The 24,247-nt window shown below is 64.7% G+C and carries 20 protein-coding genes and 1 tRNA gene; 7 read left to right on the forward strand and 14 right to left on the reverse strand.

All coding sequences use genetic code 11. The annotated features are described in order from the left end of the window. Nucleotides 1-106: 106 nt before the first annotated feature. The 9 genes from QM588_RS09645 to QM588_RS09685 form a co-directional block, all read right to left on the reverse strand. On the reverse strand, nucleotides 107-964 hold the full coding sequence (locus tag QM588_RS09645) for a DUF559 domain-containing protein (protein ID WP_283312801.1): 858 nt from the start codon (nucleotides 962-964) through the stop codon (nucleotides 107-109). Between the two features lie 196 nt (nucleotides 965-1,160). Beyond that, nucleotides 1,161-2,543 (reverse strand): ABC transporter permease, encoded by a 1,383-nt coding sequence (locus tag QM588_RS09650; RefSeq protein ID WP_283312802.1) that lies wholly within the window; start codon nucleotides 2,541-2,543, stop codon nucleotides 1,161-1,163. Then, a complete protein-coding gene (locus tag QM588_RS09655) occupies nucleotides 2,540-3,295 on the reverse strand; it encodes an ABC transporter ATP-binding protein (RefSeq protein WP_283312803.1) in 756 nt (251 codons plus the stop codon). Before QM588_RS09655 ends, QM588_RS09650 begins: the two co-directional genes overlap by 4 nt. Before the next feature lie 81 nt (nucleotides 3,296-3,376). Then, a complete protein-coding gene (locus tag QM588_RS09660) occupies nucleotides 3,377-4,036 on the reverse strand; it encodes a response regulator (protein ID WP_283312804.1) in 660 nt (219 codons plus the stop codon). Further along, nucleotides 4,033-5,232, reverse strand: a complete 1,200-nt coding sequence (locus tag QM588_RS09665; RefSeq protein ID WP_283312805.1) for a sensor histidine kinase — start codon at nucleotides 5,230-5,232, stop codon at nucleotides 4,033-4,035. Before QM588_RS09665 ends, QM588_RS09660 begins: the two co-directional genes overlap by 4 nt. Nucleotides 5,233-5,250: 18 nt before the next feature. Then, complete coding sequence (locus QM588_RS09670; RefSeq protein WP_283312806.1) at nucleotides 5,251-5,892, reverse strand: hypothetical protein; 642 nt, start codon at nucleotides 5,890-5,892, stop codon at nucleotides 5,251-5,253. Nucleotides 5,893-6,039: 147 nt separating this feature from the next. Further along, entirely contained in the window at nucleotides 6,040-7,023 is a 984-nt protein-coding gene (locus tag QM588_RS09675) for a ribose-phosphate diphosphokinase (protein WP_283312807.1), read from the reverse strand. Further along, entirely contained in the window at nucleotides 7,020-8,492 is a 1,473-nt protein-coding gene (glmU, locus tag QM588_RS09680; protein ID WP_283312808.1) for a bifunctional UDP-N-acetylglucosamine diphosphorylase/glucosamine-1-phosphate N-acetyltransferase GlmU, read from the reverse strand. Before glmU ends, QM588_RS09675 begins: the two co-directional genes overlap by 4 nt. A 53-nt stretch (nucleotides 8,493-8,545) precedes the next feature. After that, nucleotides 8,546-8,616 (reverse strand) — tRNA-Gln (locus tag QM588_RS09685). Nucleotides 8,617-8,870: 254 nt separating this feature from the next. On the opposite strand from QM588_RS09685, the gene QM588_RS09690 reads away from it, so the two are divergent. The 4 genes from QM588_RS09690 (at nucleotide 8,871) to QM588_RS09705 (ending at nucleotide 15,097) form a co-directional block, all read left to right on the forward strand. Further along, nucleotides 8,871-9,509 carry a TetR/AcrR family transcriptional regulator gene (locus QM588_RS09690; RefSeq protein ID WP_283312809.1) on the forward strand — a complete coding sequence of 213 codons (639 nt, stop codon included), beginning with the start codon at nucleotides 8,871-8,873 and terminating at the stop codon, nucleotides 9,507-9,509. Between the two features lie 188 nt (nucleotides 9,510-9,697). Beyond that, a complete protein-coding gene (locus tag QM588_RS09695; RefSeq protein ID WP_283312810.1) occupies nucleotides 9,698-10,342 on the forward strand; it encodes a ScbR family autoregulator-binding transcription factor in 645 nt (214 codons plus the stop codon). 172 nt (nucleotides 10,343-10,514) lie between these two features. Next, on the forward strand, nucleotides 10,515-14,180 hold the full coding sequence (gene mfd, locus QM588_RS09700) for a transcription-repair coupling factor (RefSeq protein ID WP_283312889.1): 3,666 nt from the start codon (nucleotides 10,515-10,517) through the stop codon (nucleotides 14,178-14,180). Nucleotides 14,181-14,182: 2 nt separating this feature from the next. After that, the gene (locus tag QM588_RS09705; RefSeq protein WP_283312811.1) at nucleotides 14,183-15,097 is read left to right on the forward strand and encodes a MazG family protein; all 915 of its coding nucleotides are present in this window, start codon (nucleotides 14,183-14,185) and stop codon (nucleotides 15,095-15,097) included. Here QM588_RS09705 and QM588_RS09710 read toward each other — a convergent pair. Continuing rightward, entirely contained in the window at nucleotides 15,086-17,065 is a 1,980-nt protein-coding gene (locus QM588_RS09710; protein WP_283312812.1) for a heavy metal translocating P-type ATPase, read from the reverse strand. The genes QM588_RS09705 and QM588_RS09710 overlap by 12 nt on opposite strands. An 88-nt stretch (nucleotides 17,066-17,153) precedes the next feature. On the opposite strand from QM588_RS09710, the gene QM588_RS09715 reads away from it, so the two are divergent. Beyond that, nucleotides 17,154-17,522, forward strand: coding sequence for an ArsR/SmtB family transcription factor (locus tag QM588_RS09715; RefSeq protein WP_283312814.1), 369 nt, complete (start codon nucleotides 17,154-17,156; stop codon nucleotides 17,520-17,522). Between the two features lie 81 nt (nucleotides 17,523-17,603). Here QM588_RS09715 and QM588_RS09720 read toward each other — a convergent pair whose 3' ends face one another. The 4 genes from QM588_RS09720 to efeU all read right to left on the reverse strand — a co-directional run bounded on the left by QM588_RS09720 (nucleotide 17,604) and on the right by efeU (nucleotide 21,718). Beyond that, nucleotides 17,604-18,245: a dihydrofolate reductase family protein gene (locus QM588_RS09720; RefSeq protein WP_283312816.1), complete on the reverse strand. Its 642-nt coding sequence runs from the start codon at nucleotides 18,243-18,245 to the stop codon at nucleotides 17,604-17,606. 206 nt (nucleotides 18,246-18,451) lie between these two features. Continuing rightward, entirely contained in the window at nucleotides 18,452-19,702 is a 1,251-nt protein-coding gene (gene efeB / locus QM588_RS09725; protein ID WP_283312817.1) for an iron uptake transporter deferrochelatase/peroxidase subunit, read from the reverse strand. Next, nucleotides 19,683-20,822, reverse strand: coding sequence for an iron uptake system protein EfeO (gene efeO, locus QM588_RS09730; protein ID WP_283312818.1), 1,140 nt, complete (start codon nucleotides 20,820-20,822; stop codon nucleotides 19,683-19,685). Before efeO ends, efeB begins: the two co-directional genes overlap by 20 nt. 14 nt (nucleotides 20,823-20,836) lie before the next feature. Continuing rightward, complete coding sequence (gene efeU, locus QM588_RS09735; protein ID WP_283312820.1) at nucleotides 20,837-21,718, reverse strand: iron uptake transporter permease EfeU; 882 nt, start codon at nucleotides 21,716-21,718, stop codon at nucleotides 20,837-20,839. Nucleotides 21,719-21,907: 189 nt separating this feature from the next. Here efeU and QM588_RS09740 point away from each other — a divergent pair, with 189 nt between their 5' ends. Further along, complete coding sequence (locus QM588_RS09740; protein WP_442972891.1) at nucleotides 21,908-22,618, forward strand: lytic transglycosylase domain-containing protein; 711 nt, start codon at nucleotides 21,908-21,910, stop codon at nucleotides 22,616-22,618. Between the two features lie 121 nt (nucleotides 22,619-22,739). Beyond that, on the forward strand, nucleotides 22,740-24,026 hold the full coding sequence (gene eno / locus QM588_RS09745; RefSeq protein ID WP_135047762.1) for a phosphopyruvate hydratase: 1,287 nt from the start codon (nucleotides 22,740-22,742) through the stop codon (nucleotides 24,024-24,026). The last annotated feature ends 221 nt before the right edge of the window (nucleotides 24,027-24,247 follow it).

Below are 24,247 nucleotides of genomic sequence, written 5' to 3' on the forward strand. Positions count from 1 at the left end.
CGAACCGCTGGCATTGCGGGCACCACTGCACACTATGTTCGCCGATCGACGGCATTCCGTCGATCGGCGTCGGTAGTGCGCAACCTTGCCCGTCGATGCCGCGTATTCACGGGAGTCGACGTCCCGTTGCTGCAATCGACTTCCGGCGACGACGCACCACCGTGATGATTTCGTCCACGACGCGATCGAGTTCGGCGAGCGCTGTGGCCGCCGAGTATCGCAGCACCAACCATCCGTCGAGCACCAACTCGTTCTGCCGTCGACGATCACTGTTGAACGTCGCGGGATCGGTGTGGAACTCTCGTCCATCGATCTCGACGATGACTCGTGCGGAAAAGTCGACCAGGTCGCCGTAGAACCTACCTACGCGCGCATTGATCTCCATTGTGAAGTGGCGAGCTTTCAATGCCCGCGCCACGACCCGTTCCGGCTCGGATAGAGTTCTCGGGCAACAGGTTCGAAGCTGCTTGCGCACTGCAGCCATCCCGTCCATGCCTTTTGCCGTGTCACACAGTTCAGCGACCCGACGCCACGGCACGTGATTGTCTATGGCGTTGTCGAAGAACTTCTCGAGATCGGGCGTCGACAAGCAGGTCGCGACATCGACGAACGTTTGCTCCAGGGACACCACTCGCATGCCGCGTCGCGTGGTGATGTCGCCGAGAACTCGGCGGTGAACTCGGATCCAGGGCACCGACCTCGACTGGCCGGTCGGGCCGACAGTGACGTCGACCAGACGCGGTTCGTATTGGATCAGTCCCCATAACCATGCCGCACTTTCGTGACTCAGTGCGGCCTCCGGTCTCCACAGGGTGGCCCCGAGGCACAGTCCGAAATAGTCTGGCTTCCCCGTCGCGTAGACCTTCGGTAGCAGTCGCACCAGCTCACCCGACCGCGACCGCCTCGAAATCGTGCTCGTGCTGATTCCTTGTGCGAGCAATTGCTGCACTGTGTAGACCCCCATTGCTACACCGTTGCGGCTGACGGGCCCGCGCAACAGTGGCAATCTCGCAATTGTGGATAACTCGACGACGTTATCCACAGGACTGCCCGGCGGAGCGGGCACGGTTGCACGCTACGGTCGCCGATCGACGGAATTCCGTCGATCGGCGAACATAGTGCGCAACCCTGCCCCTGGTAGCCAACCCGAAGCCTCGCGATCAGGTGTCCGCCAACGCGAGTACCGGCGAGATCTGATTGGCCCGCCGCGCCGGGGCCAATGACGCACCGAGGGCCAGCAGCCCGCCGCACAGCACCGTGCCTGCGATGACGGCCCAGGGGAGTGTCGGGGCAGACACGCCGCCGCCGCTCAGTGAACCCAGCAGCGATTGTGCTGCGGCCCAACCGTATCCGATGCCGAGGATCAGCCCGAAGCCCATCGACGCGACCACCATCTGAGTGCTCTCCGAGACGATCATGGAGCGAATCTGCTTGCGGGTGAACCCGAGGGCGCGCAGCAGACCGATTTCCCGAGTGCGTTGCAGGATGCTCAGCAGCAGGTTGTTCACCATGCCGACTGCCGCGATCACCGCGGAGAAGCCGATGAGGCCGGTCATGATTCCGACGGTCACCGTCAGCACCTGACCGATGGTCTCCTCGTCGTACTCGTCGACGAGCATCGATCGATAGCTGTACATCGCGACCGCGAAGGTGACCACCAAGGTCACCCCGATGAGCAGGCCCACTGCGGTGCGAGTACTGCGATCGGGATAGCGAATGGCGTTGGCGGACGCCAACCGTGCGGCAGGCCCGCGGCCCGCCATCTTCCCGACGAGTCGGAGCACGCCGGGCAGGATGCGGTACGCACCCACCATGATGCCGGTGAACGATGCCACACCGCCGAAGAACGCGACCAGTACTCCGCCGGGGTTGACCATCCCGATCAGCACACCGAGGCCGAGCAGCACGACACCGCCGGCGATGAGCACGATCGACAGCACCGTCCGTACCCGCCGCGACCGTGGGGTCTCGATCCCGGTGTCGACGGCACCGCCGGTCGCCTGAATCGGAGTGACGTCCAGAACCTTCCGTGATCCGACGTACGACGCCAGCGTCGTCGTCAGAACCACGATGACGACGGGAAGGACTACGAGAGGTTGCACCGACGTGTACTGCACGTCCGGCAACTGATCGGCCGAGACCGCAACGGCGCGGGCCAGGTGACTGACACCGACACCGAGCACCAGACCGACTGCGCCACCGAACAACCCGACGAGGAAGCCTTCCCGGGCGACCGATCGACGCAGGTCACGAGCCCGGGCACCTAGCAGGCGGAGCAAAGCGATGGTGCGGGTGCGGCCGGCCACGATCGTCGCGAACGTGTTGGAGGTGACGACAGCCGCGACATACAGGGCTAGGCCGATGAACACCAGTGCCACGCAGTACAACGCCACGATTCCGGTGCTGTCGCTGCCGTCGTCGAAGATGTCGACCAGAAACGCAGTGGCCTGGATCAGCACGACGCCGAAGAACGACGCGAGCGCCGTCACCAGAATGCTCGCACCGTGTTCCCGAGACGCCCGAGCAGAAGTGGACACACTCATCGGAGAACACCTTCCATCCCCAGCATGTAGTTCGAGATCTGTTCCGGCGTCGAGCGTCCCAGTTCGTCGACGATGCGGCCGTCGGCGAGGAAGACGATGCGATCGGCGTAACTGGCCGCGACTGGATCGTGGGTGACCATCACGATGGATTGACCGTACTGATGTACCGCCGCAGCGAGGAGGCCGAGAACCTCACGCCCGGTGCGGGAATCGAGGTTGCCGGTGGGTTCGTCGGCGAAGATCAGCTGCGGCCGAGTGCCCAGAGCACGAGCGATCGCGACGCGTTGCTGCTGCCCACCCGAGAGCTGATGGGGCCGGTGTCCGACGCGGCTCTGCAACCCCAGGGTGTCGATGAGTTGCTCGATCCAGGCCGACTCCTCGGCGGTGGGCGCGCGGCCGTCGAGCTCGAACGGCAGCAGTATGTTGCCCCTGACGTCGAGGGTCGGAACGAGATTGAACGACTGGAAGATGAAGCCGACCTGCTTGCGGCGCAACGTCGTCAGAGCGTCGTCGCCCGCCGACGTGATGTCGGCTCCGGCCAGCATGAGCTGTCCGGAACTGGCGGTATCCAACCCTGCCATGACGTGCATGAGGGTGGATTTTCCGGAACCCGATGGCCCCATGATGGCGGTGAACCGGCCGCCCTGAATATCGAGAGAGACGTTGTCGAGCGCGCTCACCGGGTTGGAAGAGTCGCCGAAATGCTTGCTGACTTGAACTGCCCGTGCAACAGGGCCTGCTGTGATCGTCATGGCACCAACGCTATGAATTCGCCGGACCGAAGTAATCAGGCGCGAGTCTTCGCGTCGTACATCTGCAGGATGACTTCGGTGTCAGTCTCCAGTCAGTCCGTGCTCGAATGCATAGACCACCAACTGGACCCGATCGCGCAGGTGCAGTTTGGCGAAGATACGGCTGATGTGTGTCTTCACGGTTGCTTCGCTGAGGTACTCCAGCTCGGCGATCTCGGAATTGCTCAACCCGCGTGCGGTGAGCCTGAACAGCTCCTTCTCGCGCGCCGTGAGAGTGGCGAATTCGGCCGGCACCTTCGGTACCGCGGGAGTCGGGGTGAAGTGCGCGAGCAAGCCGGTCGTCGCCGACGCAGCAATGACCGAGTTGCCCGCGTGCACCGTGCGGATGGCCGCGAGCAAGAATTCCGGGTCTGCGTCCTTGAGCACGAATCCGCTTGCGCCGGAACGGATTGCACGTGCAGCGCTCTCGTCGAGGTCGAACGTGGTCAGTACCAGAATCCGCGGCGGACTGTCGGATGCGGCCAGGATCTGCTCGGTGGCGGCAATACCGTCGAGCACCGGCATCCGCACGTCCATGAGCATCACGTCCGGTGACGCGGACGCGGCGAGCGCAACAGCCTCGACGCCGTTCCCGGCTTCCCCGACGAACTCGAGATCGGACTGGGAAGAGATGAGCATACGTATGCCCGCCCGGAACAGTTGCTGGTCGTCCACCAGGGCCACTCTGATGCGTTCGCTCATGACACTTTTCCCTTGCTGGCTTCGGACGTGGCAGGCAGCCACGCGGTGACGGTCCACGTCGAATCGTCACCGGACGCGATGCACGTACCGCCCGAGAGGCCGGCACGCTCCTTCATGCCGGCGACACCGTGGCCGGAGGATTCGGTGACCGAACGGCCGGGACGGACACTGTTGCGCACCGTCAGTTCGACGCCGGCAGAATCGGATTCGATGGTGACGGACACCGGCTCGTCCGAGTCACCGTGGCGCAGCGCATTGGTCAACGATTCCTGTGCGATGCGGTACAGCGCCAGGTGCGCTCCGGCCCCCAACGATGTACCGGTGGTGTCGATGGAGGCGTCGATCTGCAGACCGGTGGCCCGCATCGAGGCGAGCAGTCGATCCAGATCCTCCGATGTCGGGTTCGGCAAGTCTCCTTGGCTGTGTCGCAGCTGGCCGAGCAGTACCCGTACATCGGACAGCGCGGCGCGGGCGGTATCGGAGATGGTGGTCAGTGCGGTGTCCACCGCGGCGGGATCGACAGCGCGTACGTAGCGTGCGCCGTCGGCCTGTGCGATCACCACGGCAAGCGAATGCGCCACGATGTCGTGCATGTCGCGGGCAATTCGGTTGCGCTCCTGCTCGACAGCCACCTCGTGCTCGGCGCGGGCCTGATGGACCTCGGCGAGCTCGCGGGCGTGTGCGGATTCGATGGCGGTGCGCCTGGCGTAGGCGAGGCGGCCCAGTGCCCAGGACAACCCCAACATGGCCCAGAGGCCGGCGAGGAGCAGAGCGAACTGCGCGATTCGGGGTTCCTGGTAGCCCTCTTCCGTCGGCGGGCCGAACGGATTGCCGTCCACATACGCCAGATACAGCGCTGCGATGACTCCGCCGCCCACTGCCGATGCCAGCCCGAGGCGTCGAACCACGTTGTCGCCGTAGGCGGCCGAGCAGTACAGAATCGCGAAGATCGCGGTGTCGGCGGACAGCGGCAGAACCCCGCTGACCATCTGCACGATGGCAATCACCCAGGCGAGTGCCAGAGACAACCGTGGCGAGCGGCGGCGTACGGCCAGCGCAACTCCGAATGCGGCCAGGACGCCCACCCCTGGGTTGCCGGCGACTCCGTTCAGCGTGGACGGAAGCAGCAGCAGAACGAAGACGACGGCATACGTGGCATCGAGCACCTGCCGTGAGATCGAACGCTTGCGTAGCACTCGATCAGACTACGTGCATCAGTTGGTGCGGCGACGAGCCTTCTCGAGGGCGGCCAGCGTCGTCAGGACGGTCGTCCGTTGCTTCTCGAGATCCTTCATGCGGGCGCGTGCCGGTAGTCCCTGCGCGCCGTCGAGTGCGCTGATCTGTTCGTCCACCGAGGTGAGCTGAGTCAGCAACTTCTCCACCCGCGACTGCAGTTCGATCGCGTCGATTCCGGTGACACCGGCCTGCGATTTCTTGGTGGGTGCCTTCGCCGTAGCGGACCCCGACGACGTGGCCGACGAAGACGCCGCTGCGTTCACAGCAGCAGCGGCTCTGGGCCGCAACGCTTTGCGGACGGCGGCCGGGTCGGGGAGCTTCTCGAGACGAATGCGGTTGAGCACCTCACGCGCATCGCGGGCGGTGACGCGGTACTCGCGCTCCTCCTCGTCGTCGGACGCGAGCGTGCCACCGAGAGGCCGCAGGCCGTACATACCGATGAAGTGCTTCGCCTCGTCGATGACGGCTTCCTTCTCTCGGCACAGGCCGCACCGCGGCTCGTTACGGAAGGTTTCGACGCTGTCGGTGCTGCCGCACCAGACGCACCCGCCCGGCGTCCATCGAGCGATTCTGACGGTAGTCGTTCCGGCCGGGGCGTTGAGAGAATGTGCGTCGATCACGACGAGTGATCTTAGGTGACAACAAAACCCGCCCCGCACACCCCCGTCTCGCGAGCTGCATATTCCGGTCACGGGCGTGACGTAGTTCATGCAATGCAGGGAGGGGGCGGGCGGAGCGGGTTCTGATCGAGCGAAACAGACCTACTGTTACGCGCTGCCGTTGAAAAGGCTGGTGACGGAGCCGTTTTCGAAGACCTCGCGGATGGTGCGGGCGAGCAGCGGTGCGATCGAGAGCTCGGTCAGCGTGTCGAAGCGCTTCTCGTCGCTGATCGGCAGGGTGTTGGTGACGACTACTTCCTTGGCGCCGCAGTTGGCGAGGCGCTCGGCAGCCGGGTTGGACAGCACGCCGTGGGTTGCGGCGATGACGACGTCACCCGCTCCGGCTTGCTTGAGGACCTTCACTGCGCCTGCAATGGTGCCGCCGGTGTCGATCATGTCGTCGATGAGGATGCAGGTACGGCCCTCGACGTCGCCGACGACGCGGTTGGACTTGACCTGGTTGGGCACCAGGGGATCACGCGTCTTGTGGATGAAGGCGAGCGGTGCGCCGCCGAACGAGTCGGCCCACTTCTCGGCGACGCGCACACGGCCGGAGTCGGGGGAGACGACGGTGATGTGCTCGAGGCTGTACTTGCCGCGGATGTGATCGGCGAGCTGGCTGTGGGCGTGCATGTGGTCGACGGGACCGTCGAAGAAGCCCTGGATCTGGTCGGTGTGCAGATCGACGGTGATGATGCGGTCCGCACCGGCGGTCTTGAGCAGATCGGCGACGAGGCGAGCGGAGATCGGCTCGCGGCCGCGGTGCTTCTTGTCCTGGCGTGCGTACGGGTAGAACGGCAGGATCGCGGTGATGCGCTTGGCGGATCCACGCTTGAGTGCGTCGATCATGATGAGCTGTTCCATCAGCCAGGTGTTCAGCGGGAACGGGTGCGACTGCAGAACGAACGCATCCGATCCGCGGACCGACTCCTCGAAGCGCACGAAGATCTCGCCGTTGGCAAAGTCACGCGCAGTCTGTGGCGTCACATCGATACCGAGTTCCTTGGCGACCTGCTCGGCCAACTCCGGATGTGCTCGGCCAGAGAACAACATGAGGTTCTTCTGGTTGTCGATCCAATTAGGGGTGGTCACTGCTTTTCGCCGTCCTTTAGTTCTTGCCGAGCACGATCTGCGCGCGCCGCTGCCTGTGCAGCTTCGGTTCCGGGTCTGTTGTGAACGACCCAGCCTTCGATATTGCGTTGCTTGCCACCGGACACGGCCAGTGCGCCGGGAGGAACATCCTCCCGAATCACTGTTCCTGCACCGGTGTAAGCGCCGTCGCCCACGTGCACAGGGGCGACGAACGTCGAGTCGGATCCGGTACGTACATGGGATCCGATTTCCGTGCGGCTCTTGTTGACGCCGTCGTAGTTGGCGAAGACGTTCGAGCAACCGATGTTGCTGTGCTCCCCGATCGTGGCGTCGCCGACGTAGGTGAGGTGCGGGACCTTGGTGTGGTCGCCGATCGTCGCGTTCTTCGTCTCCACGTAGGCACCGAGCTTGCCGCCGGTGCCGAGGACGGTCCCGGGGCGCAGGTAGGTGAACGGCCCGACCGTCGCATCGGGGCCGATGACGGCCTGCTCGGCGTGGGTACGGACGACCGATGCGCGCTCGCCGATCTCGACGTCACGCAGTGTCGAGTCGGGACCGACGACCGCGTCGTCGGCGATGTGTGTCTTGCCGTGTAGTTGCACGCCGGGTTCGATGCGGACGTCCGCGCCGAGGGTGACGTCGATGTCGATCCAGGTGGTCGCGGGATCGACGACGGTCACGCCTGCGCGCATGTGTCGTTCGATGATGTGGCGGTTGAGCACGGACGTGACGTGCGCCAGCTGAACGCGATCGTTGACCCCCACCACCAGGTCCGGATCGGCGAGCTGGGTGCCGTAGACGGCCTTGCCGTCGGCCTTGCTGATCTTGACGACGTCGGTCAGGTACAGCTCGTGCTGCGCGTTGGCGGTGCTGAGCTTGCCCAATGCCGTGCGCAGTGCGACTGCGTCGAATGCGTAGACGCCGGAGTTGACCTCGCCGATGAGTACCTGAGCGGGGGTGGCGTCGGCATGTTCGACGATCTCGGCCACCTCGCCGTCGTCCGTGCGCACGATGCGGCCGTAGCCGTTGGCGTCCTCGGGGAGGAACGTCAGTACCGTCGCCGCCGCCGGGCGGGGAGCGCTCAGGTGCTCGTCGAGCAGAGCTTTGAGGGTATGGCCGTCGAGCAGCGGGACGTCGGCGGCAGTGACGAGGACGGTGCCCTCGAAATCGTCCGGCAGCGCCGCGAGGCCGCACTGAACGGCGTGCCCGGTACCGAGCTGTCGGTCCTGCACTGCGGTGTGGATGGTGCGACCGAACGTGGTGGCCAGATCGTGAACTGCGGCGCTCACCCGTTCGCGATCGTGGCCGACGACGGTGACCAGGTGGTCCGGGCCCAGATCGGCGGCGGCGTGCAGCGCATGGGCGAGCATGGTGCGGCCGGCCAGGGGATGCAGAACTTTCGGAGTCTTGGACCGCATTCGGGTACCTGCCCCCGCAGCGAGAACGACCACGGCGGTCTGCACAGGCATTGAGCTCCTCGGGGCGATGACGCGAAACGGGCATGCACGAATGGTCTTGCTCGCTCCGCCGCCAGGACTCGAACCTGAACTATCTGAACCAAAATCAGAGGTGCTGCCATTACACCACGGCGGATAATCGACCAGCGGTGGCAACAGTGGCCGACGAATCGAACGACGCATTCGTTAGCCGCTGCGCTCCCACTGAGCGCACCGATCCTCGCATGAGAGGTGGCGGTGAGTCGAACCGCGACGCATAACAGACCACTCGCGTCGTTCCGGCGCGGCCCCCTGCGACGGAAAAAACGGATGGATCGGGCATCGTTAGTCTGTAAGAGGCGTCGATTCGACGTCCGCATTGCACACGGTCGGTGACGGAAGCGGTAATCGATGACAGGCGCAGCCTCCGAGCAGGAACGCACACCTCGTGTCCGCATGACGGGGACGCAGAGACGCGAGCAGTTGATCGAGGTGGGGCGCACGCTGTTCGCCGAACGTGGTTACGAGGCGGCGTCGGTCGAGGAGATCGCCGGTCGCGCGAACGTGTCCAAGCCGGTGGTCTACGAACACTTCGGTGGCAAGGAAGGCCTCTACGCCGTCATCGTCGATCGTGAGATGTCGACGCTGCTGGGCATGATCACCAGTTCTCTCGAACTCAACCGGTCGCGTATCCGGGTCGAACGGGTTGCGCTCGCCCTGCTGACCTACATCGAGGAACGCACCGACGGATTCCGCATTCTGGTCCGTGATTCGCCGGCATCGGCCGAGGACGGCAAGTACTCGTCTCTCCTCAACGAGGCCGTGGGACGCGTCGGGCACATGCTCGCGGGCGATTTCTCGCGACGCGGTCTGGATCCGGAATTCGCGCCGATGTATGCGCAGGCGTTGGTCGGAATGGTGTCGATGACGGCACAGTGGTGGCTCGACGTGCGAACGCCGTCCAAGGAAGTGGTTGCGGCCCACGTGGTGAACCTGTGCTGGAACGGGCTGACGAATCTGGAGGCGGACCCTCGACTGACCGAGGAATGACAACTCGGTTTCGGCTCTCACCGACGAAAAAAGGGGGTATCGTCCCCTTTGTCGGGCGGGAGGGGCGCAACACATCAGGGGCGATTGTCATCCGGACCGATGCATGTTGACGTCAAACGTAAAGCTGCCCAGTGGTACCGTTCGGGCGTAATTTGCGCAGTGGAAGTTCAATCGCAGAGGCGGATCCTATGGTCAGGCAGGCTCGCGCTGAGATCACTCGCGACACCGTGCTTGCAGGCGCAGCGAATGTCTTCCTGCGCCTCGGGTACGCGAACGCAAGCCTCAGTGAAATCATCTCTCAGTCCCAGGTCACCAAGGGCGCGTTGTACTTCCATTTCGGCTCGAAGGAAGAACTCGCACGTGCCGTCATCGACGAGGGCAATGCGCGTCTGACCACGGCCTGCATGCAGTTCAACGACGGGCGTATCCCGGCTCTGGAAGCTGCGATCGGTATCTCCTACATCGTCGTCGACCTCTCCGTCACCGACCCGATGGTGTCGGCGATGCTGCGGCTGAGCCATCAGATCGGCGACTACCGCGGCACCGAGGGCAACGTGATGGCCGGCTGGAGCGTCGCGTTCGACAAGCTCGCCGCCAAGGCCATCGCGCAGGGTGACATCGACCCCAGTTCGGATCCGAGCACCATCGGTTCACTCGTGCTCGAAATCCTCACCGGGGTCCACATGGTCGCCGTCGCCACCTCCACCACCGAGGAACTGCCCTCGCGGATGGAGCGACTCTGGTACTACCTGCTCCCCGCGCTGGTGCCGACCAACAAGCTGGACTACTTCCGCGAATTCGCTGCCCGTCGCGTCATTCGCTTCGGGCCCTAGTTCCAGGCTTCGTTTTCGAGTCCTGATTCTCGGGCTCGGTCCTGGTTCGACGGCATCTCCCGCGTGTCACGGTGTCGGTGCGCTCCCATAGACTCGACGGGACTGTGCGTGCGCAGCCATCGCCTCGACTCGTTCAGGAGCATTGCTGTTGTCTTCCGATTCCCTGCCTGCCATGACCACGTCCGGGCCGGCCCCGATCGTTCCCGACGCGGCGCTTCATCTCTCGGGGCTCGCCAGTGTCGCGTTGACGGATGCGTCGATGGTCGCGGTCGCCGACGCGATCGGAACGGCCGAGCACACGTTGATCGGGCCGCACTCGGTACGCCCGTTCGTGGCCGCGGCAATCGCACAGCAGACCCAATTGCTGATCGTCACTGCGACGGGACGCGAAGCCGACGACCTCACGAGTGAACTCACTCAGATCCTCGGTAGCGGCGTCGCCATGTTCCCGTCATGGGAGACGTTGCCGCACGAGCGGCTCTCGCCCAGCGCCGACACCGTCGGAAAGCGCTTGGACGTTCTTCGTCGTCTCGCCCGCCCCGGCGACAGCGACTACGGCGATCCGCTGCGCGTCATCGTCACCACGGTCCGCTCACTGGTGCAGCCGATGGCCCCGGGCCTCGGCGAGATCGAACCCGTCACGCTGAAGGTCGGTCTGGATCTGGACTTCGACGGCTTGATCCACCGACTCGTCGAGTTCGGATACCTGCGCGTCGACATGGTGGGCAAGCGCGGCGAATTCGCCGTCCGCGGCGGCATTCTCGACCTGTTCTCGCCGACGGCCGACCATCCGGTCCGCGTCGAATTCTGGGGCGACGAGATCACCGAGCTTCGCGCATTCGCCGTCGCCGATCAACGCTCGCTGCCCGATCACGAGGTCGATCTCGTCATCGCGCCGCCGTGCCGGGAACTGCTTCTCACACAGGAGGTCCGCGACCGCGCGGCCGTGCTCGCCGCCGACAATGCCGGTGACACCGCGTTGGTCGAAATGCTGGACAAGCTGTCGGCCGGAGTCCCGGTGGAGGGCATGGAGGCGCTGCTGCCGCTGCTGCAACCCGGCGAGTTGCAACTGCTCGCAGACACACTGCCCGCCGGGACCCACGTATTGCTCTGCGATCCTGAGCGAATCCGAACCCGCGCAACCGATCTGGTCCGCACCGGGCAGGAATTCCTCGAAGCGTCCTGGACTGCAGCGTCCATCGGTGGAGCTGCGCCACTGGATACATCCACCCTCGATACGTCCAGCCTCGAGGGGGCCTCGCTCGATCTCGGTGCCTCCGCGTACCGCTCGCTGCGGCAGGTGCGTGAATCGGCGCAGGTGCACGGCCGGCCGTGGTGGACCATCAGTCCGTTGGCATCGGGCAACGGCGAAGAGGTGGAGCTCGCCGTCGATCCCGTGCCCGAGGTACGAGGTTCCGAGGAAGCCTTGGCGGCGCTCTACACCAACCTGAGAGCTCACATCGCCACCGGGGGACGGGCCGTCATCTCCGTGGCCGGAGCCGGTACCGCCAAGCGCATCATCGAACGCCTCGCCGAGGCCGAAGTGCCTGCCGCACACCTTGATTCCGGTGCAGTCCCGGTTCCGGACGTCGTCAACGTCCTGTGCGGATCGTTGCACGACGGCCTCGTGTTTCCCGACGCGAAGCTCGTGGTCGTCACCGAGAGTGATCTCACCGGAAACCGTGTCGCGGCGGCGGGGGAGGGGCGCAAGCTACCGGCGAAGCGTCGCAATCAGGTCGATCCGCTGGCTCTCGTCGCCGGCGACAGCGTCGTCCACGACCAGCACGGCATCGGCCGATTCGTCGAGATGGTCGAGCGCACCATCGGCGGTGCCCGACGCGAATATCTCGTCGTCGAGTACGCACCGAGCAAGCGCGGTCACCCCGGCGACCGACTCTTCGTCCCGATGGACTCGCTCGATCAGCTCTCGCGTTACGTCGGTGGTGAGCTACCGTCTCTGAGCAAGCTCGGTGGATCCGACTGGGCCAACACCAAACGCAAGGCGCGCAAAGCAGTTCGCGAGATCGCCGGCGAGCTCGTGCAGCTGTACGCCGCTCGTCAGGCAGCTCCCGGGCACGCCTTCGGACCCGACACCCCGTGGCAGCTCGAAATGGAAGATGCGTTCGGCTTCACCGAGACGGTCGACCAGATGACGGCCATCACCGACGTCAAAGCCGACATGGAGAAGGCGGTTCCGATGGACCGCGTCATTCTCGGCGACGTCGGCTACGGCAAGACCGAGATCGCGGTTCGCGCCGCGTTCAAGGCAGTTCAGGACGGCAAGCAGGTGGCCGTCCTGGTCCCGACAACGCTGCTCGCGCAACAGCATCTGCAGACCTTCACCGCGCGGATGGCGTCGTTCCCGGTCACGGTGAAGGGGCTCTCCCGCTTCACACACGGGTCCGAGTCCAAGGAGGTCATGGCCGGGTTGGCCGACGGCACAGTCGATATCGTCGTCGGCACGCACAGGTTGCTGCAAACCGGTGTCGCCTGGAAGGACCTCGGTCTGGTCATCGTCGACGAGGAGCAGCGTTTCGGAGTCGAGCACAAGGAGCACATCAAGTCGCTCCGAACTCACGTCGACGTGCTGACGATGTCGGCCACCCCGATTCCGCGAACGCTGGAGATGAGCCTGGCGGGCATTCGCGAGATGTCGACCATCCTCACCCCGCCCGAGGAGCGACATCCGGTCCTGACCTACGTCGGTGCCTACAACGACAAGCAGGTTGCGGCCGCCATCAGGCGTGAATTGCTGCGTGACGGTCAGGTGTTCTTCGTACACAACCGAGTGAGCTCGATCGACAAGGCGGCCAAGAAGATTCGCGATCTCGTTCCCGAGGCGCGAGTGGCGACCGCACACGGTCAGATGAACGAGGAAACGCTCGAACGCACCGTGCAGGGTTTCTGGCAACGCGAGACCGACGTGCTGGTGTGCACCACCATCATCGAGACCGGTCTCGATATCTCCAACGCCAACACGCTGATCGTCGAACGCTCCGATTCGCTCGGCCTGTCCCAGCTGCATCAGCTGCGCGGTCGAGTGGGTCGTAGCCGCGAACGCGGGTACGCGTACTTCCTGTACCCGCCGGAGAAGCCGCTCACCGAAACCGCCTACGACCGGTTGGCGACCATCTCGCAGAACTCCGACCTCGGAGCCGGTATGGCCGTGGCGATGAAGGACCTCGAAATTCGTGGTGCCGGAAATGTTCTGGGAGCCGAGCAGTCCGGCCACGTCGCCGGCGTCGGATTCGATCTGTACGTGCGGCTCGTCGGTGAAGCGGTCGAGGCCTACCGCGCTGCCGCCGACGGTAAGCCGATCACGACGGACGAGGCACCCAAGGAAGTGCGTATCGACCTCCCCGTCGACGCGAACATCCCACCGGACTACGTCACCAGCGACCGGCTTCGGCTCGAGGGCTACCGGAAACTCGCCGCCGCGGCCGACTCGGAAGGCATCGACGCCGTCATCGACGAACTAGTCGATCGCTACGGCCCGCTACCCGAGGAGGTCGGCCGCCTGGTCTCCATCGCGAAGCTGCGCCTGATCGCCAAGGAATACGGCCTGACCGACGTCAATGTGGCCGGAACACAGGTGAAGTTGGCTCCGATGGACTTGCCCGATTCCAAGCAGATCAGGCTCAAGCGCCTCTACCCGAGCGCGACGTACCGTGCGACCACCGGAGTGGTGCAGCTGCCGTTGCCCCGCGTCGAAGGTGGCGGTGTCGGTGCGGCGCGCGTCCGCGATGTCGAATTGGTGCAGTTCATCGCCGATCTCATCCTATCCTTGGACGGGAAACCATCTCGGTCCGTCCTGTTGGAGCAAACTGTGGGGGTGTAGCGGTGACGATCGTTCTGCTCGACCCTGTTCGTCCGACTCAGGTACCGGTCGACGCCGTCGAATTCCTCGGTGGCGCAGTGCAGTTCACCGAAGAGGTTCCGGTGAAGGTGCGCTGGTTGTTCTCGGGCACCGCCGCGCCCGACGACGTCGATGCCGTGTTGGTGAGCACCGACCGGACCAATCCCGATGTACAGGACCGGATCGCACGCGGTGAACGCGTCGTCGCAGCGGAGAAGCTTCCAGGCGACGACGTCATCGCGGCGGTTCAGCTGATGGACCGTTTGCGTAGCGTCGGCGGCTGGGAAGCTCAGCAGACGCACGAGTCGCTGCGCGGCTATCTTCTGGAAGAGACCTACGAGCTGCTCGACGCCATCGCCGCCGGCAACCTGGTCGATCTCCGTGAGGAGCTGGGAGACCTGTTGTTGCAGGTGCTCTTTCACTCCCGAATAGCTCAGGACGCCGCGGAGAACCCCTTCGACGTCGATGACGTTGCCGCAGGTCTGGTGCGCAAACTGACACACCGCAGCCCGCACTTGAGCCGAACCGACACCGGACCGATCGACATCGTCGAACAGGAACGGATGTGGGAGGAGAAGAAGGCGTCGGAAAAGGCCAGAGGCTCCTGCCTGGACGGCATCGCGATGTCTCAACCGTCACTTGCGTTGGCGCAGAAAGTGATCGGACGCGCCAGCAAAGCAGGATTGCCCGACGAACTCGTTCCGGACGGTCTGCGTGTCGTCCACATCGGCGTCGATCACTCGAACGGCGGGGAGAGCGCTGAGGACGTATTGCGTCGTCGAGTACTCGATTTCGCTGTGTTGATCCGTAATGCCGAGGCATCGGCCCGCAATGCGGGCGTCACGCCGGGAGAGATGACTGCATTGGATTGGATCGAACACTGGGGTCTACGGGGCTGACCGTATCGCTTTCTGCCTCCACACACGAGAAGAGAGCAATCGCATCCCGTTCAAAGCGACGATGACCGTAGAGCTTTCGTGACCGGCCACGCCGATCGGTAGCGGTAGCGTGCCGATCAGATCCCAGGCCACCAGCACCACGATGAACGTCGCCGCGATCACCAGGTTCGCGACCACGATGCGGTGAGCCCGTCGGGAAAGCGCAATGACGGAGGCCAGGGCACCGAGGTCGTCGCGGATCAGAACGGCATCGGCGGTATCGAGCGCGAGATCGGACCCGCGACGTCCCATGGCGACACCGATATCGGCCGTGGCCATCGCCGGCGCGTCGTTGACCCCGTCGCCGACCAGCAGCACTCGCCGCGGGGTCCCGCCGTCGGTACGTTCGTTCTGCAGGCGTGTCACGGCCTCGGCCTTGTCCTGTGGAAGCAGCCCCGCGCGCACGTCGGTAATTCCGGCGCGCGCTGCCACTGCTCGAGCGACGCGGTCGTTGTCGCCGGTGAGGAGCACCGCTCGGGTGCCGACCAGTCGTTCGAGGCCTTCGACCGTGGCGTCGGCTTCGGCGCGAACGGTGTCGACGAGTCCGATCACCGCGATCGGTTCCTCGTCGAGGTGCACGATCACCGCCGTCATGCCCTCGGCTTCTCGGTGGGCGGCCGTGCGTGCCGCCGATGAGTGCAGATCGTGCTGTGCCGCTGCGGGTTTGGTGACCGTGACAATGTGGCCGTCGACCGTTGCGGAGATTCCCATGCCGGGTGTCGAATCGAAGTGCGTTGCGGTCGGTATCGATACACCTCGAGCCTTCGCGAATTCGACGACGGCAGTCCCGACGGGGTGCTCACTTCCGTTCTCCGCTGCAGCTGCCAGGCGGAGTACTTCGTGCTCGGTGAACTCACCCAGCGCGTCGATGCGTTCGACTCGCGGTGTTCCCTCGGTCAGGGTTCCCGTCTTGTCGAAGGCAACCGTGTCGATCGAGCGAAGTTGTTCCATCGCTACGGCAGACTTGACCAGCACGCCGTTCCTGCCGGCGGTGGCCATCGCTGCGAGTAGGGGCGGCATGGTCGCCAGGACCACCGCGCACGGTGACGCGACGATCATGAACGTCATCGCTCGCAGCAACGACGATTCGAGGTCGTTCCCGAGCATCATCGGTAACGCGAATATCGCTGCAGTACAAAGCACGACGGTCTTCGAGTAGTACTGCTCGACTTTCTCTATGAACAGTTGCTTCTCGGCCTTGGTCTCGGACGCATGCTCGACCATGGTGACGATGCGCGCGATGATCGTGTCGGACGGGTCGACGTCGATCCTGATCCGCAGTGCGCCGGTGCCGTTGATGGTCCCGGCGAACACCTCGTCTCCCACGGATTTCGAGACTGGTACCGATTCCCCCGTGATCGAGGCCTGATCGATGTCGGATGCACCGTCGACGATGGTGCCTTCACCCGAAATGCGTTCGCCGGGGCGCACTGTCACGATGTCGCCCGGGCGCAGGTCGGATGCGTCGACGGTTCGTTCGTGGCCGGAGGTGTCGAGGACGGTCGCGGTCTCGGGTGCCAGATCCAGCAAGCTCCGAATCGAATCGGCGGTGCGTCTGGTGAGCACCGCTTCGAGGGCACCGGACGTGGCGAAGATGACGATCAGCAGCGCGCCGTCGAAGATCTGCCCGATTGCGGCGGCACCGAGTGCGGCGACGATCATCAGCAGGTCGACGTCGAGAGTTCGGTCCCGCAGCGCCCGGAGTCCTTCGAGCGCAGGCTCCCACCCACCCGTGGCGTAGCAGGCGAGGTACAGCGCCCAGTACGTCCATGTCGGCGCGTCGATCAATTGCGCGAGAAGTCCGAGGGCGAACAGTGCCGTCGCGGTCAGCGCCCATCTGACTTCGGTGATGTCGACGAGACGGGTGCGGCTCGCGCCGGCTGGGTGCCGCACGTCGGCCGGTGCCGGGGCGGTGCTGGTGGAAGTCATGTGGGCCTTCGTTCCTCGGAGAGTGCGAACCTCACCGTACAGGATTACATGAAGACCTTTACATGTGTACATAAACTATAGTTGTCGCATGGGACATGGAGTCGAGGGACGCAGCACGCCACCTGCGCAGCTCGATGCCGAATCGGCCGCCACGGTGGCCGCGACCCTCCAGGCTCTGGCCACACCGAGCCGACTGCGCATTCTGACGCAGCTACGGCAGGGGCCGAGCGGGGTCAACGATTTGGCCGACGCAGTGGAAATGGAACAGTCGGCGGTGTCGCATCAGCTCCGATTGTTACGCGCCATGGGACTGGTCACCGGAACTCGCTCGGGCCGAAGCGTCATCTACCGCCTGTACGACAATCACGTCGCGATGCTGCTCGACGAGGCCGTCTACCACAGCGAGCACCTCGGAATGTCGGCGTCGGACTTTCCCTCCGATGCCGACTCCGCCTGAGTCGACCCTCGTCCCTCGGGTTGGGATCAATGTGGGTTTCAGTCGGTCAGAGTGCAACAAAGGCGCATTGATCCGGCCCGGCTACCTGCGCGAGAACAAGTGATGAGTCATACCGCTGCTACTTGGGACAACCTCGTGCTCGAATCTGTCGTTCAATTCGTCGGGTGAATCCCACAGCTTCAGGCCCGAGCCGAATTCGATGGGTGCGACGGCGATGTGCAGGGTGTCGACCAGATCGGCGTCCAGGAATTCGCGGATACTGGTGACGCCACCGCCGAGTCGCACGTCCAGTCCGTCGGCCGCCTCCTTCGCCTGTTTCAGCACCTCGGCGGGCTCGCCGTCCACGAAGTGAAAAGTGGTGTCGGAGAGTGTGATCGACGGCCGTTCGTGGTGGGTGAGCACGAAGACGGGCGTGTGGAACGGCGGCTCGTCGCCCCACCAGCCCTGCCATTCGTGGTCGGCCCACGGTCCGCGTTGTGGTCCGAACTTGTGTCGGCCCATGATCTCGGCACCGATGTTGTGGGAGAAGTCGCGGGCGAAGTAGTCGTCTAGTCCGCGGCTGCCACCCGGACCGGCGTTTCCAGGAAAGCTGGCGGTGGCGAAGTACCACCTCATCAGCGCCAGATGGTCGAGACCGAACGGGCTCTCGAAGCTCTGGTCCTCGCCCGCAGCGATCCCGTCGCTCGAGACGGTGAAATTCTGTACCCGAACCAGCTGCCCCATATGTGCTCCCGATGACGATGACGAAGACCTTCGACGGTGTAGACCGAACCGCGTGCACGAACTCACCGCCCGTCCGTGTCAATGGACCATTGCACCGCGCAGACGTATGCAGTGCGCCATCCACGCGGACCGGGCTTCCGCGTGAATGAACCCTTGCAGCGGTCAGACGTATGCAAGGGTCCATTGACGCGGCGCGGAGAACTGGCCTACTCGAACAGCGTCGAACCCCAGTATTCGGATTCTCCGACGCCGGGAGGGCAGGCGAACACCGCGGACCCCACATGTTGGATGTATTCGTTCAGTGCGTCCTTGCGGGAGAGCGCCAATTGCATCGGGACGAATTGGGTCAGGGGATCGCGGCAGTAGGCGATGAAGAACAGTCCGGCGTCGAGGTGTCCGAAGCCGTCGGATCCGTCGGTGAAGTTGTATCCGCGACGCAGCAGTTGGACGCCGCCGAGGTTTTCCTTCGACGCCAGACGCACGTGCGCGGTTTTGTCGATGAAGGTGCCCTCGGGTCCCTGTGACTCGAAATCGAGTGCGTCGAACTCGTCCTTCTGGCCGAGCGGCGCGCCGGAGCCCTTGCTGCGCCCGATCACTCGCTCTTGTTCCTTCAGTGTGGTGCGGTCCCACGATTCGATGAGCATGCGGATGCGACGGGCTACAAGGTATGAGCCACCTGCCATCCATTCTTGATCGTCATCGGAAGCAACCCACACGTTCTCGTCCAGCAACGACGGGTCCTCGGCCTTGAGGTTGGCGGTTCCGTCCTTGAAGCCGAACAGGTTTCGCGGCGTGGCCTGGGTCGTCGACGTGGACGAGGTGCGCCCGAAGCCGAGTTGCGACCACTTGACCGACACCGTGCCGAAGCCGACGCGGGCGAGGTTGCGAATGGCGTGCACGGCAACCTGAGGGTCGTTTGCACAGGCCTGGATGCAGAGGTCGCCGCCCGAGCGGCGCGGGTCGAGGTTGTCGGCCGGAAAGTGCTGCAGATCGGCAAGGGAGGCAGGTCTTTTCGACGCCAGATCGAACCGATCGAACAGTGCCGGACCGAAACCGATCGTCAACGTCAAAGACGATGCGGTCAGGCCCAGCGCCTCACCGGTGTCGGCGGGCGGGTTGTACTGGCCACCGTCGACAGCTCCGCCGTCGAACGTCTCCTCGCCATGCACCAACCGCTCGGCCATCAGCGTCCACTTCTTCAGCAGCGCAACGAACTCGTCGCGAGAATCGGTGGTGACGTCGAACGCGACGAAGTGCATACGGTCCTGTGCCGGTGTGACGATGCCGGCCTGGTGGTCACCGCGAAATTCGACGACGTCCGACGTCGGAACCTCGGCACCCGCGGCCGTTGCGTGTCCCGCAATGGCCCCGACTCCGACGAGTGCAGCACCGGTCCCGACGGCACCGAACAGGCGCCGCCGGGAGAACTGTCCAGTCTTATTGTCCGGCAACGACACCCTGCACCTGGCTCACTTCGGCGGACAGTGCGTCGATCTTGTTCGACAGTTCCTGTCGCTGCGGTTCGGTCACAGTGTCGTAGAAGACGAAGCCGTCGCCGCTGCGGTACTTGGCGAGTTCGGCGTCGAGTTCCGCGAAGCGTGCGTCGATCGCGGTACCGAGATCGGCGTTGCGCTCGTCGAGGATGGGACGCACAGCAGCGATGGCTGCCTGCGAGCCGTCGACGTTGGCCTGGAAGTCCCACAGGTCGGTGTGCGAGAAGAAGTCTTCTTCACCGCTGATCTTGGTCTTGGCGACCTCGTCGAGCAATCCCTGTGCGCCACCGGCGACCTGGATGGGGTCGATGGTGAAGTCGTCGGCCTTGATCTTGTCTGCGAGTTCGGTGATGTCGGCCTCGAGCTGATCGGCCATCGCGTTGGTGTCGGGCTGCAGTCCCTGCGTCCACAGGTCCTTTTCGATGCGGTGGAAGCCGGTCCATTCCGCGCCGGGCTCGACGTCGGGCTCGCGCAGGTCGATGCGCGGATCGAGGTCGTCGGGGAAGCTCTCGGCCACGGGCTCGATGCGCTCGTAATAGCTACGTGCAATGGGGAACTGGGCCTTGGCTGCGGCCACGTCCCCGCTCTTGACGGCAGTGACGAACGATGTCGTGGTGTCCTGCAGCGCGTCGATCTGGCTGACGACGTAGCGCTTGTATCCGGCGGCCGCCTCGGTGAGCAAGCCGTCCTCGTCCGTCTGGCGAACCGAATCGCCGGTCACGACGTAATCGGCGCGTACGCCGTCGCCCACCATGCCTGCCTTGCAGGCGGTTTGGTACGTGCCGGGGTCGGGCAGAGCGACGATGAGCTGACGCGTCAGGCCCGGTCCGATGTTCTCGACCTCGCCCATGACGCGGTCGCCCTCGCCGTAGACGTAGAACTCGGTGACCTTGCTGCCGTTGTTGGTGATCTGGAACGTGGAGTTTCCGGTGGTGCCCTCGGTTGCACCGACATCGCAGGACGAGTCGGTGGCCGTGACCGCGATATCGCCCGATGCGGCCTCGGTCGAGGACTTCTCGGTGCATCCGGCCAGGGCTATCGGTAGAACCGCGACCGCGGCCAGAGCGTAGGTGGTACGACGCATGGTGGTGGTGCCTTTCAGGAGTTCTGAAGTACAGGCTCGGGAGCCGCGGGAACGCGGACCGGGCGGAGGAAGAGGAACAACACGACGACGATGTACAGCACCCACGCGATCGCTTGGAAGACAGTGGGTTCGGGGCGGAAGTTGAAGATGCCGGCGAGCACGGTGCCGTACCAGCTCGAGGCATCGAAGTGCGCGGTGATGTCGAAGGCGGCAGCGCTGCCACCGGGCAGAACTCCGCCGATCTGCAGGGCGCGGATGCCGTAGGCCAGAATCCCGGCGGCGACCACGATGAGGAAGATGCCGGTGTACTTGAAGAACACGGCAAAGTTGATGCGCACCGCGCCGAAGTACAGGAACACCGTCAGCACGGCAGCGACGACGATGCCGAGTAGAAGACCGAGCAGCGGCCACAGGCTGCCGTTGGTGTTCTCGGCGTACCCGACCATGAGCAGTGCCGTCTCGACGCCCTCACGGCCGACGGCGAAGAACGAGAGCGTCAGCACTGCCGCAGGCCCGACGGTGAGTGCTTTCTCCATATTCGCCCGCAGTTCGCCGGAGATGTTCTTGGCGGCGGTGCGCATCCACAGGACCATGGCCGTGACGATGACGACGGCGACCAGCGAGGCCGCTCCGGCGATGATCTCGGCCGTCAGTCCGGTGACGGTCGACGTGCCGTAGTGGATGACGAAGAAGATCGCCGCAACCATGGCGACGGCGAGGCCCACACCCAGCCACACCCATTTGAGAGCGTCGCGGCGGTTCGCCTTGACGAGAAACGCGACGAGGATCATCACCACGATGCCGGTCTCGAGACCCTCGCGAAGACCGATCAGACCGCTGCCGAACATCTGGGTGGCGATCGACGGCGCAGATCCTGCGGCAGCCAGTACGGACACGGATGGTGCTCCTGTTGTGCGTCGAACATTGGTACGCCTTGCCTCGCGAAGGGTAGGCGACCCTCATGCGTGAAGGTTGACAGAAACATACACCCTGCAACCTGGTCCTTATGCACGTCGTACTGGGGTTTTATCGGTCTTTAGCTTTCTATTACCTTCCGTGTGCAGGATGGTGAGGTGATCTCACGAATCTGCGTGCTCGCCACCGCATCGGTACTCCTTGCGCTCACCGCATGTGGCAGCAGCGAGCCGAAGCGTGAGATTCCCGAGGGCATTCCGCCCGGCCCTGGCACGGAGGTGCCGATCATCGACTTCAATGCCCCCGGCCGAACGGCCGATCTGCTCATTGCCTGGGCAGAGCCGCAGACCGATGCGCTCGGTATCTCGGTGACCGCACTCGCGTCGTACGGGCACGCTGCCGCGATCATGGCCGAGACCGACGCGGACTGCGGTATCGCCTGGACGACACTGGCCGGCATCGGCTACATCGAGAGTCGGCACGGCACCTACCAGGGGTCTTCCGTGCAACCCGACGGACTCGTCGCACCGCCGATTCGCGGAATCCCACTCGACGGCGGCCCGGGCGTCGCCGAGATCCCGGACACCGACGGCGGATCGATGGACGGCGATGCCGAGTTCGATCGTGCGATGGGACCCATGCAGTTCATCCCCGAGACGTGGAAGAAATGGGGAGTCGACGCCAACGGCGACGGCCTTGCGGATCCGGACAACATCGACGACGCCGCACTGACGGCCGCGCGTTATCTCTGCGCGCGCGGCGGTGATCTACGGACGGCGCAGGGATGGGAGAGCGCGTTGATGGCGTACAACCTCTCGGGCCAGTACCTGCGCGACGTGCGAGATCGAGCGGCCGCGTACTCGGTGGGCACCAGGCCGTAGAACTCCGTGCAACGCGGGCCGGGTCGCGGGAGTGGAGCCTGCGGAACGACCCAGCCAGAGCGGAGCGGCTAGTCTTGCACCCGGCACAGTCCGCCCGTCCCCGTTACTAGGAGAAGCATTCGTGGCCATCATTGAGCAGGTCGGAGCTCGCGAGATCCTCGATTCCCGTGGCAACCCCACGGTTGAGGTCGAGGTCGCATTGGACGACGGGACGTTGACCCGCGCAGCCGTCCCCTCCGGCGCATCCACCGGTGAGCACGAGGCCGTCGAGCTTCGTGACGGCGGAGACCGCTACGGCGGCAAGGGCGTCGAGAAGGCCGTCAACGCGGTGCTCGACGAGATTGCGCCCGCGGTCATCGGCCTCGACGCCATCGAGCAGCGCACTGTCGACCAGGCTCTCCTCGACCTCGACGGCACTCCCGACAAGTCCCGCCTCGGCGCGAACTCCCTGCTGGGTGTTTCGCTCGCTGTCGCCAAGGCTGCTGCGGAGTCCACCGGACTCGAGCTCTTCCGCTACCTGGGTGGCCCCAACGCGCACATCCTGCCGGTTCCGATGATGAACATCATCAACGGCGGCGCACACGCAGACAGCGGCGTCGACGTGCAGGAATTCATGATCGCGCCGATCGGTGCTCCCACGTTCAAGGAGTCCCTGCGCTGGGGTGCCGAGGTCTACCACGCACTCAAATCCGTGCTCAAGGCCAAGGGCCTGTCCACCGGCCTCGGCGACGAGGGCGGCTTCGCTCCCGACCTCGCCGGCACCAAGGCTGCCCTCGACCTGATCCTCGAGGCCATCGGCAAGACCGGCCTCAAGCCAGGCCAGGATGTTGCGCTCGCCCTCGACGTGGCAGCCACCGAGTTCTACACCGCGGGCACCGGCTACGCCTTCGAGCGTGAGACCAAGTCCGCCGAGCAGATGTCGGCCTTCTACGGCGAGCTCGTCGACGCCTACCCGCTGGTCTCGATCGAGGATCCGCTCGACGAGAACGACTGGGACGGCTGGGTTGCACTCACCGAATCGATCGGCGACAAGGTCCAGCTCGTCGGCGACGATCTGTTCGTCACCAACCCCGAGCGTCTCGAAGACGGCATCGTCAAGGGTGCGGCCAACGCCCTGCTGGTCAAGGTCAACCAGATCGGCACGCTGACCGAGACCCTCGACGCAGTGGATCTGGCGCACCGCAACGGCTACAAGACGATGATGAGCCACCGTTCCGGCGAAACCGAGGACACCACCATCGCTGACCTGGCAGTTGCCGTCGGCAGCGGGCAGATCAAGACCGGTGCCCCCGCCCGAAGCGAGCGCGTCGCCAAGTACAACCAGTTGCTGCGAATCGAAGAAGCTCTGGGTGACGCGGCGCGTTACGCGGGCGAGCTGGCTTTCCCCCGGTTCAATTACGAGGGCTGAGTCAACCGATACGTATGCACGAAGTGGAGAGTGAATGATGGCACGACGCGGGAGGTCCGGGACCAGTCCAGGTGGACGGGATCCCCGACCCCGCGGCCGTCCTTCCTCTCCGAATCGCTCGAAGCCGACCGGGGGTGCGTCTCGCGACGAGACCGCCTCCGGCCGGCCGGCCACTCCACCGGAGCCGTCGGATCAGGCGCGTGACGCCGTGGTGGGTGGCA

Origin of the sequence: Rhodococcus sp. IEGM 1354, assembly GCF_030056855.1 — a bacterium.
In the GTDB taxonomy this organism is placed as follows: Bacteria; Actinomycetota; Actinomycetes; order Mycobacteriales; family Mycobacteriaceae; genus Rhodococcoides.